The organism is Microbacterium sp. LWH10-1.2 (assembly GCF_038397765.1).
Classification (GTDB): domain Bacteria; phylum Actinomycetota; class Actinomycetes; order Actinomycetales; family Microbacteriaceae; genus Microbacterium; species Microbacterium natoriense.
Genome location: NZ_CP151638.1, coordinates 1932482 through 1946794 on the forward strand (window position 1 = coordinate 1932482; position 14313 = coordinate 1946794).

The window sequence follows — 14313 nt, forward strand, 5'->3', positions numbered from 1 at the left end:
AAGCGCAACATGAAGACCGAAAATGCAACACAAGGTCATCTTCTGCTTGTCGATATGCTCCCGAGTTTCCGTGCAGCCCCGAAGCGGGAGCAGAATATGCAGGTGGCGATCGACATCAGCGAGTTCAGCTATCTTCCCGCACAGGCCGAAGCGCTCGGGGTTCCCCTCCCCCGTGTCGAGCGACTCACCCTCTCCCTTCCCGACGGACGCGAGCTCAGCGCCCTCCGCTTCGGCACGGAGTCCCCCCGGGTGACGCTCCTGCACGGCGCCGGCCTCAACGCCCATACCTGGGACACCACGGCTCTCGCCCTCCAGCAGCCTCTCCTCGCCATCGATCTCGCCGGCCACGGCGACTCGTCCTGGCGCGACGACCTCGACTACACGCCACGGCCGCTCGCCGCCGACGTCGCTGCGGCGCTCCAGGCATGGACAGACACCCCTCAGCTCGTCGTCGGCCAGTCGCTCGGCGGCCTCACCGCCGCAGCCCTCGCCGCCGCGCATCCCGAGCTCGTCGCCGCGGTGATCGTCGTGGACATCACACCGGGAATCGACGTCACCGCCGGCCCCGCGGCTCTGCGCGAGTTCTACGCCGGCCCGACCCACTTCGCCACGCGGGACGAGCTCGTCGACAAGGCCATCTCCCTCGGGTTCGGCGGCACGCGTCCCGAGACCGAGCGCGGCGTCTTCCTGAACACACGGGTGCGCTCCGACGGCCGCGTCGAGTGGAAGCACCACTTCGCGCACCTCGCCGCCCAGGCACTGGCCGCGCACGACCCCGGGTCCGCGGCATCCCCGTCCGTCCTGCACGAGACGGGCTGGGACGACCTCGCCGCCGTCACCGCCCCGATCACGCTCGTCAGAGCGACGCGGGGCTTCGTCAGCGAAGCGGATGCCGACGAGTGGGAGCGTCGCGTGCCCGGCGCGCGTGCGATCGCGATCGACGCGACCCACAACGTCCAGGAGACGGCGCCGAAGGAGCTCGCCGAGTTCCTCACCCGCGCTTTGTGACGTTCCGTTCCACAGACGACCCTGACCCACCCGACTGATCCCTAGGCTCGATCCACCGGCACACAGCATCTGCCGCACCGAGAGGAAAATCCATGTTCCGTCGCACCCGACGACTCGCGTTGATCTCCGCGATCGCGGCCACCGCCGTGATCCTCAGCGCCTGCACCGGCACCAGCTCCCCTGAGCCCACCGCCACGGCCACCGGCAAGCCCGACCCCGACGCCACCCTGCAGGTCGGGCTCGTCCTCGAGCCGACCAACCTCGACATCCGCCACACCAGCGGCGCCGCCCTCGAGCAGGTCCTCATCGACAACATCTACGAGGGACTGGTCAGCCGCACGCAGGACAACGAGATCGTCGACCGGCTGGCGTCGAAGCACACGGTCTCGGCTGACGGCCTGACCTACACGTTCACGCTGAACGACGGCATCACGTTCCACAACGGCGCGGCGCTCACCTCCGCCGACGTCGTCGCCTCCTACGAGGCCGTGCGTACGGATGCCACCCTGCAGGGCAACTCCGACTTCGCCTCGGTCGCCTCGATCTCGGCGCCCGACGCCGCCACCGTGCAGATCGTGCTCACCGAGCCGAACCAGAACTTCCTCTTCGCGCTCACCGGCCCCGCAGGGCTCGTGTTCCAGGCCGGCGATGCGACCGACCTCAAGACCGCCGAGAACGGCACGGGTCCGTTCACCCTGACCCGCTGGAGCAAGGGCAGCTCGATCACCTTCGGACGCTACGACGCGTACTGGGGCGAAGCCGCCGGCGTCAAGACCGTCGAGTTCCTCTACATCCCCGACTTCACCGCCGGTGTGAACACCGCTCTCGACGGCGGCGTGCAGGTGCTGACGGCGGTCGACCCCAACCTGGTCTCCCAGTTCGAGGGCACCGACTTCACCCTCACCACCGGTCGCACCACCGACAAGGCGACCCTCGCCTTCAACAACAAGAAGGCGCCGCTCGACGACGTGCGGGTGCGTGAGGCCCTCCGCCTCGCCATCGACCACGAGGCGCTCGTCGAGGCCGTGGGCGCCGGCTCCACCCTGTACGGACCGATCCCGGAGCTCGATCCCGGTTACGAGGACCTCTCCGACGTCATCTCCTACGACCCCGAGAAGGCGAAGGCCCTGCTCAAGGAGGCAGGCCAGGAGAAGCTCGAGCTCACCCTGACGATCCCGAACTTCTACGGAACGACCGTGCCGAAGGTGCTGATCTCCGACTTCGCCAAGGTCGGCGTCACCCTCGACGTGAACTCCGTCGAGTTCCCCGCCTGGCTCGAGGACGTCTACACGAACCACGACTACGACCTCAGCTTCGTGCTGCACGTCGAGCCGCGCGACTTCGGCAACTTCGCGAACCCCGACTACTACTTCGGCTACGACAACACCAAGGTGCAGGAGCTCTACGCCCAGGCGCTGAAGGAGGTCGACGCCGACAAGTCCGCGAAGCTCCTCGAGCAGGCCGCTCGCATCGTGTCCGAGGACCACGCCGCCGACTGGCTCTACAACGGCGCCACCATCACCGCCGTGAGCCCGCAGGTCTCGGGCTTCCCGAAGGACTCGATCAACTCGCGCATCGACCTCAGCGGCGTGACCGTCGCGACCGAGAAGTGACGGCGGCCTCCGCTCCGTGATCCGCTATGCGCTCGTCCGAGGAGCCCTGCTCATCGCAGGGCTCCTCGTGTCGAGCGTGCTCATCTTCCTGACGCTGCGGGTCTTCCCCGGCGACGTCGCCCAGCTCATCGCCGGCACCCAGGCGTCGCCCGCCGAGGTCGAGGCCCTGCGTGAGTCTCTGGGCCTCAACCGCCCGCTGCCGGCCCAGTACGTCGAGTGGATCGGCGGCATCCTCCGCGGCGATCTCGGCACCTCGCTGCTCTCCGGCGCCTCCGTGGGCGAGGAGCTGGCCCTCAAGGCCCAGGTCACGGTCCCCCTCGGCCTCATGGCCCTGTCCATCGCCGTCCTGATCGCGCTGCCGTTCGGCGTGCTCTCCGCGCTGCAGCGCGGCCGTCGCGGCGGCACCGCCCTGAGCGTCGGGGCGCAGGCGCTGGCCGCGGTCCCCGTGGTGTGGGCGGGCATGATGCTCATCGTCGTGTTCTCGGTGTGGCTGGGGTGGCTGCCCCCTCAGGGCTTCCCCCGCACCGGCTGGTCGACCCCGGGCAAAGCGATCGAGTCGCTGCTCCTCCCCGCGCTCACGATCGGCATCGTCGAGGGCGCCATGCTCATGAGGTTCGTCCGCAGCGCCACCCTCCAGGCCGCGGGGCAGGACTTCGTCCGCACCGCGGCAGCCAAGGGGCTTACCCGCACGCGCGCCCTGATCCAGCACGGCATCCCCGCGGTCGGCCTCTCCATCATCACCGTCCTCGGCCTGCAGGTCGCCGGCATCATCGTGGGCTCCGTCGTCATCGAGCAGCTGTTCACCCTCCCCGGGATCGGGCGGATGCTCGTCGCCGACGTCGGCACTCGGGATCTGGTGAAGGTGCAGAGCGAGCTGCTCGTGCTCACCGGCTTCGTGCTGGTCGTCGGCTTCCTCGTCGACCTCGCCCACCGTGCGATCGATCCCCGGCAGCGGGAGGCCGCATGACCCCGCAGTGGCTCCGCAGGCTCTGGAGAACCTCCACGGGACGCTTCGGGCTCGTCGTCGTGGCCGTCGTCGCGCTCCTCGCGCTCGTCTCGCTGTTCTGGACGCCTTTCGACCCCCAGGCCTCGGAGATCAGAGACCGATGGATGCCACCGGGATGGCCGCACCTGCTCGGCACGGATGACACGGGGCGGGACATCCTGAGCCTGATCATGGCCGGGGCGCGCACGACGGTGTTCGTGAGCGTCGGCGCCGGACTCGTCGCGACGTTCGTGGGCGTCGCCCTCGCGGCCCTCGGCGCGCTCACCGCGCGCTGGCTCCGCGAGACCGTCGCCGTGTTCGTCGACATCCTCATCGCCTTCCCCGTGCTGCTGATCGCGATGATGATCTCGTCGGTGTGGGGCGGCTCGCTGTGGGTCGTGATCTGGTCGGTGGGCATCGGGTTCGGGGTCAACATCGCCCGCGTCACCCGCCCGGAGCTGCGCCGTGTGCAGCAGAGCGACTTCGTGCTCGCGGCCAGAGCATCCGGGCTCACGACGGGGCAGAACCTCGTACGGCACCTGCTGCCGAACGTCGCTCCCGTGTTCATCGTGCAGCTGTCGTGGTCGATGGCCGTCGCCGTGCTCGCCGAGGCGGGGCTGTCGTATCTCGGCTTCGGCGCCTCCGTCGTCGAGCCGAGCTGGGGCATCCTGCTGTCCGACCTGCAGCGCTACATCGGCGTGCATCCGCTCTCGGTCATCTGGCCGGGTCTCGCGATCACCATCACCGTGCTGGCGCTGAACCTCCTGGGCGACGGGCTCCGCGAGGCCACCGATCCGACGCTGCGTCACCGCGCGGCCGAGGTCCACACCCCGGCGGTGGTCGCATGAGCCTGAGCGTCGACGGCCTCGTCGTCGAGATCGATGGTCGCCGCGTCGTCGACGGCGTGTCCTTCGAGGTCCCCGACGGATCGCGTCTGGGGCTGATCGGCGAATCCGGCTCGGGCAAGTCGCTCACCGCCCTGGCGATCCTCGGTCTGCTCCCCGACGGGGCGACGGCATCGGGCAGCATCCGCTGGAACGGCGTCGAGCTGATCGGGATGCCCGACAGGGACCTCGCACGGCTCCGCGGGGATGAGATCGGCATCGTCTTCCAGGAGCCCCGCACCGCTCTCAACCCCATCCGCACCGTCGGACGGCAGATCGCCGAGTCGATCCGCATCCACGAGCGCATCGGACGTCGCGAGGCCAGGGAGCGTGCGATCGCCGAGGCGGCCCGAGTGCGGCTGCCCGATCCGGAGACGATCGTCGACCGCTATCCGCACCAGCTCTCCGGAGGGCAGCGCCAGCGCGTCGCGATCGCGATGGCCCTCGCCTGCCGACCACGTCTGCTGATCGCCGACGAACCCACCACCGCCCTGGACGTCACCATCCAGGCCGAGATCCTCTCCCTGCTCCTCGACCTCGTCGAGGAGCAGGGCATGTCGTTGGTCTTCATCACGCACGACCTCGCCGTCCTCGCACAGGTCGCCGTCGACGGCGTGGTGCTCGAGCACGGCCGCGTGGTGGAGTCCGCCCCGGTGGCGACCCTGCTCAGCGCACCGCGCTCGCCGATCACGCAGGGGCTGCTGCGCGATGCGACCGCGACGCTCTGGCGACCGGATGGAGCAGCATCGTGAGCCTCATCGAAGCACGCGCGCTCCGCCGCGACTTCGTGGTGCCGAAGAGGTCCGCGTTCGAGCGCACGCGCACCCAGACGGCGCTCCAGCCCACCGACCTCGACGTCGTCGAAGGTTCCTCCGTCGGCATCATCGGGGAGTCCGGGTCCGGCAAGTCCACCCTGATCCGTCTGCTGCTCGGCCTCGATCGCGCCACGTCGGGCACGGTCGCCGTCGACGGACGCGCCGTGGATGCCACGGCGTCCGCCACCTCGCTGCACTGGCTGCGGCGACAGACCGGGCTCGTCTTCCAGGACCCCTACGCCTCCCTCGACCCGCGGATGACCGCAGGGCGCATCATCGGCGAGCCGCTGTGGGCTCTCGGTATCGAGGGCGACCGCCGCGCGAGGGTTCGCGAGGTGCTGGAGCAGGTGGGGCTCGAGCCCGACATGGCCGACCGGTACCCGCACGAATTCTCCGGAGGCCAGCGTCAACGCATCGCCCTGGCACGCGCGATCGTCCACCGCCCGCGCATCCTCGTGGGAGACGAGCCGCTGTCGGCGCTGGACGTGACCGTGCGCGCGCAGATCCTCGAGCTCCTCGTCGAGCTCCGGCGCACGACGTCGCTGACGCTCATCACGGTCTCGCACGACATCGGGGTCGTGCAGAACCTGTGCGACACGGTCGTCGTCATGAAGGACGGAGCGGTCGTCGAGCGCGGCACCACGGCGGAGGTGCTGCTGTCGCCGACGCAGGAGTACACCAGGACACTGCTGGCGGCCATACCGGTGATCCCGCACCCCGACCGCTGACCCGCGCTGCGCCGCTCAGCGTCCGAACAGACGCCGTCGCCCCGTCGGCGTGAGCGCCTTCTTCATGTACACCGTGCCCAGCTCGCGCCCGAACTTGTGGCCGACCCGTCCCATCCGTCCGGCTTCGACGAAGCCGAGCTTCGCGTGCAGCCTGATCGACGCCTCCGCCTTGCTGTCGCTGATCACAGCGACCATCTCACGGATGCCGAGCTGCTGGCAGGCGTCGATCAGCGCCTGCAGGAGCACACCGCCGAGACCTTTGCCGCCCGCCCCGGGGCCGAGGTAGATCGAGTCCTCGACGGTGTAGCGGTAGGCGTTCTTGCCCGCCCACGGCTGAGCGAGCGCGTACCCGAGGACCACACCCGACGGCGACACCGCGACGAGGAAGGGCAGCCCGAGCTTCGTCAGCATGGCGAACTTCTCGCGCCAGTACGGGATGGAGCTGCGCCGCTCGTCGAGGGTGACGACCGAGTTGCTCACGAAGTGGTTGTAGATCTCCCTGACGTGCGGGAGATCGGAGGCGCGTGCGGGGCGGATCGAGTACGAGAACACCTCGGGGGCCGGAGTCGGACGCAGGTGGCGCGGCAGAACACGTCGGCGGTCACCCGGTTCGAACTGCATGCGCTCAGCCTAGAGGCTGCTCTCCGTCGACGCGCCAGTCGACGGCATCCGCCCCCTGCTCCTCCAGCAGGGCGTTCGCGCGGGAGAACGGGCGGGAGCCGAAGAAGCCCCGGCTCGCCGACAGCGGAGACGGGTGCGCCGACGCGATCACCGGCGTGCTGCCGAGGAGCGGCTGCAGGTTCGCGGCGTCCCGTCCCCAGAGGATCGCGACGAGCGGGCGGTCCCTGGCGACGAGAGCGCGGATGGCGAGCTCGGTGACCTTCTCCCAGCCCCAGCCCCGATGGGATGCGGCGAGGCCTGGTCGCACGGTGAGCACCCTGTTCAGCAGCAGCACGCCCTGATCGCTCCAGGCCGTGAGGTCGCCGTGCGGGGCCGGGGGGATGCCGAGGTCGCTCTCGCGCTCCTTGTAGATGTTGCCGAGGCTCCTGGGCAGCGGACGGACGTCCCGGTCGACCGCGAAGGAGAGCCCGATCGGATGCCCGGGGGTCGGGTAGGGGTCCTGACCCGTGATGAGCACGCGCACCTCGCTCAGCGGGCGGCGGAAGGCGCGCAGCACGTTCGCCCCCGCGGGGAGGTATCCGTGGCCGGCGGCCTGCTCCGCGCGCAGCCGCTCCCCCAGCTCCGTGATCACGTCCTGCGCGGGCGACAGCGCCTCGGCCCAGCCGGGATCGATCTCACCGTCGGCGGCGAGCTGCGCGAGGGTCCGCGCCGGCATCAGTCGTCCGTGCGCACGCGCAGCGGGCCGCGCGCGAGCAGGTGGTTCGCAGACTGGGCCACGGGGCGCATCGTGATGAGGTCGAGGTTGACGTGCCCAGGAGCATCGAGCGCGTAGGCGATCACGTCGGCGACGTCGCTCGCGGCGAGCGGCGAGACGACTCCGGAGTAGACGGCCTCCGCGGCGACGGCGTCACCGCCGAGACGGTTCAGCGCGAACTCCTCGGTCTGCACCATGCCCGGCGCCACCTCGGAGACGCGGATCGGCTCGCCGTTCAGCTCCAGGCGCAGCGCGTGCACCAGCATCGCCTCCGCTGCCTTCGCGGCGTTGTAGCCGCCTCCGCCGGCGTAGGCGAGCTGCGCCGCCGTCGACGTGACGAACACCGTGTCGGCGTGCCCGTCGACCGCGGCGGCTCGCCGCAGGAGCGGCAGCAGGCCCTTGACCAGGCGCTGCGTGGACAGCACGTTCGCGTCGTACATCCACTGCCAGTCCTCGGTCGAGGCGTCCTCGATGCGGTCGGTGCCCCTGGCGCCGCCCGCGACCTGCACGAGGGCGTGCACGGGGCCGCTCGCCTCGACATCCGCGACGAGCGCGGCCACGGCATCCGCGTCGGTGAGGTCGCACGGGATCACCTGCGCACCGGTCTCCGCGGCGAGCGCCGCCAGCCGGTCCGCGCGTCGCGCCACGCCGACGACCTCCCAGCCCCTGGCGCGGAGCACACGCACCGTCGCCTCGCCGATCCCCGAACTCGCACCCGTCACCACTGCACGTCTGCCTGTCATGCCTCCACCGTATCCGGGACGCGCGGATCGCGCGGCAGGACCCTCAGACCGTGTCTCCCTGCCGTCACTGCGCGTCGGGAGCGGGAGCCGCTCCCCTGCCCTCGTCGACCGCCGCGGCGATCTGACGCAGTTCGACGATCATCGCCAGCTGACGGCGATTGATCTCGAGGAGCGCTTCGATGTCGGCTTTCGCGGCGAGGTTGGTGGTGAAGTCGTGCTGCGCGAGCGCCGCGGCGATCGCATCCTGCCGCTTGGCCGCGATGAGCAGGATCGCCCCCTGCAGGCCGGCGAGCATGCTCAGGAACAGGTTGAGCAGGATGAAGGGGTAGGGATCCCACGCGAGGCCGTGCAGGGAGTTCAGCACCCACCACACCGCCATGACGAGGACAAAGGCGCCGACGAAGCCCCAGCTCCCCATCGCCCTTCTCATTCCGTCTGCGGCCCGCTCGCCGAACGTCAGCTCCGTCGAGGCCGCCTGATGCCAGGTCATCGACGGCGTCGGGCGGGCGCTGATCGCGGGCAGGTCGCCGAGCGTCTCTGCGATATCGGTCATGGACGTCAGTCTGCACCCGAGGGCCACCGGGGTGTTACGTCACATTTCCCCGTCCTTGTTGACAATGGCCGATATTCCGTACTGTCTCAGCAACGGCATTCGCCACAGACCTCTTCAACAGTTCCAGGGGGAACACATGTCCGCACCCGAGACCTGGCGTTTCGAGACCAAGCAGATCCACTCCGGCGCCGCACCCGACCCCGTCACCAAGGCCCGGGCCACGCCGATCTACCAGACCACGTCCTACGTGTTCGACAGCGCGGACCACGCTGCCAACCTCTTCGCCCTGGCCGAGTTCGGCAACATCTACACCCGCATCCAGAACCCGACCCAGGACGTCCTGGAGCAGCGCCTCGCGGCCCTCGAAGGGGGCACCGGCGCCCTCGTGCTCTCCAGCGGCCAGGCGGCGTCGACCTTCGCCATCCTGAACATCGCCGAGGCCGGCGACCACTTCGTCGCCTCCAGCTCGATCTACGGCGGCACCTACAACCTCTTCAAGTACACGCTCGCCAAGCTCGGCATCGAGGTCACCTTCGTCGAGAACCAGGACGACCCCGAGGAGTGGCGTCGCGCCGTCCGCCCGAACACCAAGCTGTTCTTCGCGGAGACGATCGGCAACCCGCAGATCAACATCCTCGACATCCGCGCCGTCGCCGACATCGCGCACGAGAGCGGAGTGCCGCTCATCGTCGACAACACGATCGCCACGCCGTACCTGATCCGCCCGTTCGAGCACGGTGCGGACATCGTCATCCACTCGGTGACGAAGTTCCTCGGCGGCCACGGCACCACCATCGGCGGCGTCATCGTCGACGGCGGCAAGTTCGAGTGGTCGAAGAACGTCGAGAAGTTCCCCGGTCTCACGGTTCCCGACCCCTCGTACCACGGCGCGAGCTACACGGCCGCGGTCGGCGACGCCCTCGCCTACATCATCAAGGCCCGCGTGCAGCTGCTCCGCGACCTCGGCTCGGCCATCGCCCCGCAGAGCGCCTGGAACCTCATCCAGGGCGTCGAGACGCTGTCGCTGCGCATCGAGCGCCACGTGCAGAACGCACAGGAGATCGCCGAGTGGCTCGACAACCGCGATGACGTCGCGACCGTCAACTACTCTGGGCTGCCGTCGTCGCCCTGGTACGCCAAGGCGAACGAGTACGCCCCCAAGGGCGTCGGCGCCGTGCTCTCCTTCGAGCTGAAGGGCGGCGTGGAGGCCGGTCGCGAGTTCGTGAACAGCCTGTCCCTGTTCAGCCACCTCGCCAACATCGGCGACGTGCGCTCGCTCGTCATCCACCCCGCATCGACCACGCACGCGCAGCTCACCCCCGAGCAGCAGCTCACCGCAGGTGTCACGCCGGGTCTTGTGCGCCTGTCCGTCGGCATCGAGAACATCGACGACCTGAAGGCCGATCTCGACCAGGCCCTCGCCGCGGCTCGCCGCGTGTCGGAGGCCGCACGCGCCTGATCGCCTCCACAGACGCAGAGATGCCCCGGGCTTCGGCTCGGGGCATCTCTGCGTGCGGCCGAGCCGACGTCTGCTCGGCGGGCGCACAGGCGGGGCCGACGAGAATGGAAGACCCTGCCGTGAGGAGCACATGATCGACGCCGACACCCGGACCGCCGTGGTCCGGAGACCCCGGACGCGGGCCGCGCGGATCCTCGCCGTCGCCGGCTTCCTCCTGCTCGTCGCTGTCGTCTGCACGTGGATTCCCGGGCCGATCGGCACGGCCGGAGCCGCCGCTCTGCCGTGGCTCGGCGCGGCGCTGCTCGTCGTGGCGGTGCTGGCGCTGCTGCTCGCCCGCCGCGTGCTCCTCGTCCTGCTCGTCCCCGTCGTCGTCTGGGCCATGGCGATGGCGCCCGCCCTTCCCTCCTTCGGGGCCGCCGGCACTCCCGCCCTCACGATCGTGAGCCAGAACGTCCGGGCGCACTCCGGCGGCGCGGCGGCATCCGCCGACGAGCTCGCCGACACCGGCGCCGACGTGATCGCGCTGGTCGAGCTCGACGGCGACAGCCTCGCCGTCGCCGAGGGCGCGCTCGCCGAACGCTATCCGCACTCCTACGCGGTGGGCACCGTGGGGATCTGGAGCAGGTATCCGCTCGCGGATGCCGAGCCCCTCACCCTCGGTCTCGGATGGAAGCGGGCGATCAGGGTCACAGTCGAGGCTCCGGATGCCCCCACCGAGGTCTACGTGCTGCACGCGGCATCCGTGCGACCGGGGCATCAGGACGCCCGCGACACCATGCTGTCGGGGCTGGCGGCGACCGTCGCCGCGGACCCGGCGGAATCTCTCGTCGTCGTCGGCGACTTCAACGCGGCGTCGACGGATCCCGCGCTGAACCCCCTGCGCGGAGAGCTGGACTGGGTGCGCCCCACCGATGCGAGCCTGGGGCTGACCTGGCCCGCCGCCTTCCCCCTCACCCGCATCGATCAGGTCTTCACCCGGGGGCTGAGCACGATCTCGTCCACGACACTCCCGGCGGGCAACAGCGATCACCTCGCCACGAAGACCGTTCTCGGCCGATAGCCGCGACTCTTCCGCGTAACCTTCGCCGCGGGGCCCGCCGCCCGGGCGAGAATGGAACCATGGACTGGCAGACGACCTCTGAGGACACGGTGCCGTCGGCGCCGGTGACGGAGGCCGACGTCCGCCTTCTGCGCGCGCGCCCCCCGGCGACCGGGGCTTGGCGCGACGGCGACGCGATCGGCGGACGCAGGTTCGCGTCCTTCGGCGCGTTCGGCACGGAGAGCGGCGTGGAGCTGCCCGGCATCCGACTCGCCTTCGAGACCTGGGGCGAGCTGAACGCCGCGCGCAGCAACGCGATCCTCGTGCTGCACGCCCTCACCGGAGACAGCCACCTCCGCGGCGACGCGGGGGCAGGGCATCCGACCGCCGGCTGGTGGGAGGACATCGTCGGTCCCGGCGCTGCCCTCGACACCGACGAGTGGTTCGTGATCGCTCCCAACATGCTCGGAGGATGCCAGGGCTCGACAGGCCCGGCGAGCATCGCCCCCGACGGCTACGAGTGGGCCTCGCGGTTCCCGTACCTCACGATCCGCGACCAGGTGGCGGCGCAGGTGCGCCTCGCCGACGCGTTCGGCATCGACACCTGGGCCGCGGTCATCGGCGGCTCGATGGGCGGGATGCACGCGCTCGAATGGGCGATCTCCCACCCCGAGCGCGTCGATCGCCTCGCCGTGCTCTCGTCCCCTCCGGTCACCACGGCCGACCAGATCGCCCTGAACACGGTCCAGCTCGAGACCGTGCGGATGGATCCGCGGTTCCAGGGCGGCGAGTATTACGACCTCGCAGACGGCGACGGACCGCACAGGGGGCTCGCCCTCGCGCGTCGCATGGCTCTGCTGAACTACCGCAGCCCGATCGAGCTCAATCAGCGCTTCCAGCGCTCGTGGCAGTCCGATGTGTCGCCGCTCGGCCACGGCGGACGTTTCGCCGTGGAGTCGTACCTCGACTTCCACGGCAACAAGTTCACGCGCCGCTTCGACGCGAACAGCTACATCACTCTCGTCGAGGCCATGAACTCGCACGACGTCGGTCGCGACCGCGGCGGCGTCGAGGAGGCGCTCCGCACGGTCACCGCGACGACGCTCGTCCTCGGGATCGACAGCGACCGGCTGTTCCCCGTCGACGGGCAGCACCGCATCGCGCGCAGCATCCCGAACACGCTCGACGGGAACGACGCCGTCGTGCTCACCAGCGACTTCGGCCACGACGGCTTCCTCATCGAGACGGATGCCGTCGGCCGCCACCTACGCCGGCTGCTCGGCAGCTAGGGTCCAGGGCAGCGTCCTGGTCTCGAGGGCGAGCCCGTCCCACCGGAACGCCGACCCCTCGATCCGGGTGCGGTAGAACGCGACCTCCGCGGTCGTGATCGCCTCCGCGGCTCGTGCGAACCCGAGCAGACCGTGGAGTGTCATCCACGTCGGAGGGAACAGCGACCACTCCCCCGCGCCGTGCCGCGCGAGCGCGTCCGCAGGTCGCACCCAGGCCACGTCTGCGACCTCGTCAGCAGAGGGCCGCACCGCGTCATCGAGGGACGTTGCCAGGAAGAACCAGGTGCGGAAGCGCTTCGGGGCCTCGGCGGGCGGCGTCCAGCACGACAGCACCGTCAGATCGTCGATGACGACTCCGACCTCCTCGAACGCCTCGCGGGCGGCCGCCCTGCGCGCGTCCTCCTGCTCCGTCGCGCCGGGTGCCCGATCGGATGCCTCGACCGCCCCACCGGGGAACACCCACGCACCGGCGAACGAGCCGCGGTCAGGCCGGCGCATGAGCAGCGTCTCCGGACCGGCATCGGTGTCGCGCAGCAGCACGACGGTGCCGGCGACGGGAAGGTCTTCGGGGGCGTCCACCCCCACACTCTACGACCGGACGATCGCCGTCTTCCTCGACTCCACGCGGAAGGAGAGCAGGGCGATCAGCAGTCCGGCCACCGCGAGCGCCGCGCCGGTCCACGACGGCGCGGTGAAGCCCCAGCCCGCGGCGATCACGAGGCCGCCGAGGAACGCCCCCATGCTGTTGCCGATGTTGAGCGCCGAGTGGTTGAGCGCCGCGGCGATCGACTGGTTGTCTTCGGCCACGTCCATCAGGCGGGTCTGGATCGTCGGAGCGAGGACCGAGGACACGAATCCGACGACGAAGACGAGTACGGCGAGAGACACGATCCAGAACGAGAGCGCGGCGAGCAGCGCGAACACGGCCGCCATGATCGCGAGGCCGAACAGCAGGGTGCGCCGGAGATCGATGTCGGCGAGGTGGCCCCCGACGATGTTGCCCCCGGTCATGCCGAGCCCCATCAGGACGAGCACGATGGGCACGACCCACTCCGGCGAGCCGGCGACCTCCGTGACGAGCGGGGCGATGTAGCTGTAGACCGCGAAGAATCCGCCGAAGCCGATGGCGCCGACGCCGAGGGCGAACCACACCTGAGGGATGCGGAACACCCGCAGCTCGGAGCGCATCGTGCGCCCCGGCTCACCCGGATGCTCCGGCACGAAGAACGAGATGCACAGCGTCGCGAGGGCGAAGACCAGGGCGACCACGCCGAACGCGGCGCGCCAGCCCCACTGCTGGCCGAGGAAGGTCCCGAGCGGCACGCCCACGACGTTCGCGACCGTGAGGCCGGTCAAGATGAAGGCGACGCCCTTGGCCCTGTTACCCGGGCCCATGACGTCGGCCGCCACGAGAGCGCCGATGCCGAAATAGGCTCCGTGCGGGAGGCCGGCGAGGAAGCGCGAGGCCCCGACGAGCTCGAACGTCGGCAGCACCACGGTGAGGGCGTTGAAGACGGTGAGGGCCAGGGCGAGGCCGATCATGACACGGTGCCGAGGGAAGCGTGCCACGAACCCGGCGATCGTCGGCGCACCCACCACCACGCCGAGCGCGTAGAGGGAGATCAGCCAGCCGGCCTGGCTCAGCGCGTCCTCCGGGCTCGACGCCCACAGGGTCGGCAGAAGGTCGCCGGCGATGTCAGGGAGCAGGCCCATCACGACGAACTCGGTCATGCCGATGCCGAAACTGCCGATGGCGAGAGAGAGGAGCGCCCTCTTCGCCGCACCCCTCGTGTCAGTCGAGGGATTCACCCGTAAAGACTAC

At 70.2% G+C, this 14313-nt stretch carries 15 protein-coding genes; 9 read left to right on the top strand and 6 right to left on the bottom strand.

Annotation, left to right across the window (positions count from 1 at the left end; genetic code table 11):
* The first annotated feature begins 96 nt into the window (after positions 1-96).
* The 6 genes from MRBLWH10_RS09315 to MRBLWH10_RS09340 all read left to right on the top strand — a co-directional run bounded on the left by MRBLWH10_RS09315 (position 97) and on the right by MRBLWH10_RS09340 (position 6033).
* A complete protein-coding gene (locus tag MRBLWH10_RS09315; RefSeq protein ID WP_341942473.1) occupies positions 97-1008 on the top strand; it encodes an alpha/beta hydrolase in 912 nt (303 codons plus the stop codon).
* Between the two features lie 92 nt (positions 1009-1100).
* Positions 1101-2621, top strand: coding sequence for an ABC transporter substrate-binding protein (locus MRBLWH10_RS09320; RefSeq protein ID WP_341942474.1), 1521 nt, complete (start codon positions 1101-1103; stop codon positions 2619-2621).
* Positions 2622-2637: 16 nt separating this feature from the next.
* Positions 2638-3588, top strand: coding sequence for an ABC transporter permease (locus MRBLWH10_RS09325; protein ID WP_105676531.1), 951 nt, complete (start codon positions 2638-2640; stop codon positions 3586-3588).
* Positions 3585-4454 carry an ABC transporter permease gene (locus MRBLWH10_RS09330; RefSeq protein WP_341942475.1) on the top strand — a complete coding sequence of 290 codons (870 nt, stop codon included), beginning with the start codon at positions 3585-3587 and terminating at the stop codon, positions 4452-4454. Before MRBLWH10_RS09325 ends, MRBLWH10_RS09330 begins: the two co-directional genes overlap by 4 nt.
* Positions 4451-5242, top strand: a complete 792-nt coding sequence (locus MRBLWH10_RS09335) for an ABC transporter ATP-binding protein (protein WP_105676528.1) — start codon at positions 4451-4453, stop codon at positions 5240-5242. Before MRBLWH10_RS09330 ends, MRBLWH10_RS09335 begins: the two co-directional genes overlap by 4 nt.
* Positions 5239-6033: an ABC transporter ATP-binding protein gene (locus MRBLWH10_RS09340; RefSeq protein ID WP_341942476.1), complete on the top strand. Its 795-nt coding sequence runs from the start codon at positions 5239-5241 to the stop codon at positions 6031-6033. The genes MRBLWH10_RS09335 and MRBLWH10_RS09340 overlap by 4 nt, the downstream gene beginning before the upstream one ends.
* Positions 6034-6048: 15 nt before the next feature.
* Here MRBLWH10_RS09340 and MRBLWH10_RS09345 read toward each other — a convergent pair whose 3' ends face one another.
* The 4 genes from MRBLWH10_RS09345 to MRBLWH10_RS09360 all read right to left on the bottom strand — a co-directional run bounded on the left by MRBLWH10_RS09345 (position 6049) and on the right by MRBLWH10_RS09360 (position 8704).
* Positions 6049-6654, bottom strand: coding sequence for an N-acetyltransferase family protein (locus MRBLWH10_RS09345; RefSeq protein ID WP_341942477.1), 606 nt, complete (start codon positions 6652-6654; stop codon positions 6049-6051).
* A 4-nt stretch (positions 6655-6658) separates the two neighbouring features.
* Entirely contained in the window at positions 6659-7369 is a 711-nt protein-coding gene (locus MRBLWH10_RS09350) for a uracil-DNA glycosylase (protein WP_341942478.1), read from the bottom strand.
* Positions 7369-8151: an SDR family NAD(P)-dependent oxidoreductase gene (locus MRBLWH10_RS09355; RefSeq protein WP_341942479.1), complete on the bottom strand. Its 783-nt coding sequence runs from the start codon at positions 8149-8151 to the stop codon at positions 7369-7371. The genes MRBLWH10_RS09350 and MRBLWH10_RS09355 overlap by 1 nt, the downstream gene beginning before the upstream one ends.
* Positions 8152-8215: 64 nt before the next feature.
* Positions 8216-8704 carry a DUF1003 domain-containing protein gene (locus MRBLWH10_RS09360; RefSeq protein WP_341942480.1) on the bottom strand — a complete coding sequence of 163 codons (489 nt, stop codon included), beginning with the start codon at positions 8702-8704 and terminating at the stop codon, positions 8216-8218.
* Positions 8705-8840: 136 nt separating this feature from the next.
* On the opposite strand from MRBLWH10_RS09360, the gene MRBLWH10_RS09365 reads away from it, so the two are divergent.
* The 3 genes from MRBLWH10_RS09365 (at position 8841) to MRBLWH10_RS09375 (ending at position 12491) form a co-directional block, all read left to right on the top strand.
* Positions 8841-10163 (top strand): bifunctional o-acetylhomoserine/o-acetylserine sulfhydrylase, encoded by a 1323-nt coding sequence (locus tag MRBLWH10_RS09365; protein WP_105676523.1) that lies wholly within the window; start codon positions 8841-8843, stop codon positions 10161-10163.
* Between the two features lie 130 nt (positions 10164-10293).
* Complete coding sequence (locus MRBLWH10_RS09370; RefSeq protein ID WP_341942481.1) at positions 10294-11223, top strand: endonuclease/exonuclease/phosphatase family protein; 930 nt, start codon at positions 10294-10296, stop codon at positions 11221-11223.
* Positions 11224-11282: 59 nt separating this feature from the next.
* On the top strand, positions 11283-12491 hold the full coding sequence (locus tag MRBLWH10_RS09375; RefSeq protein ID WP_341942482.1) for a homoserine O-acetyltransferase: 1209 nt from the start codon (positions 11283-11285) through the stop codon (positions 12489-12491).
* Here the strand turns inward: MRBLWH10_RS09375 and MRBLWH10_RS09380 are convergent.
* On the bottom strand, positions 12468-13070 hold the full coding sequence (locus MRBLWH10_RS09380; RefSeq protein WP_341942483.1) for an NUDIX domain-containing protein: 603 nt from the start codon (positions 13068-13070) through the stop codon (positions 12468-12470). The genes MRBLWH10_RS09375 and MRBLWH10_RS09380 overlap by 24 nt on opposite strands.
* Positions 13071-13079: 9 nt before the next feature.
* Positions 13080-14300: an MFS transporter gene (locus MRBLWH10_RS09385; RefSeq protein WP_105676518.1), complete on the bottom strand. Its 1221-nt coding sequence runs from the start codon at positions 14298-14300 to the stop codon at positions 13080-13082.
* Between the last annotated feature and the right edge of the window lie 13 nt (positions 14301-14313).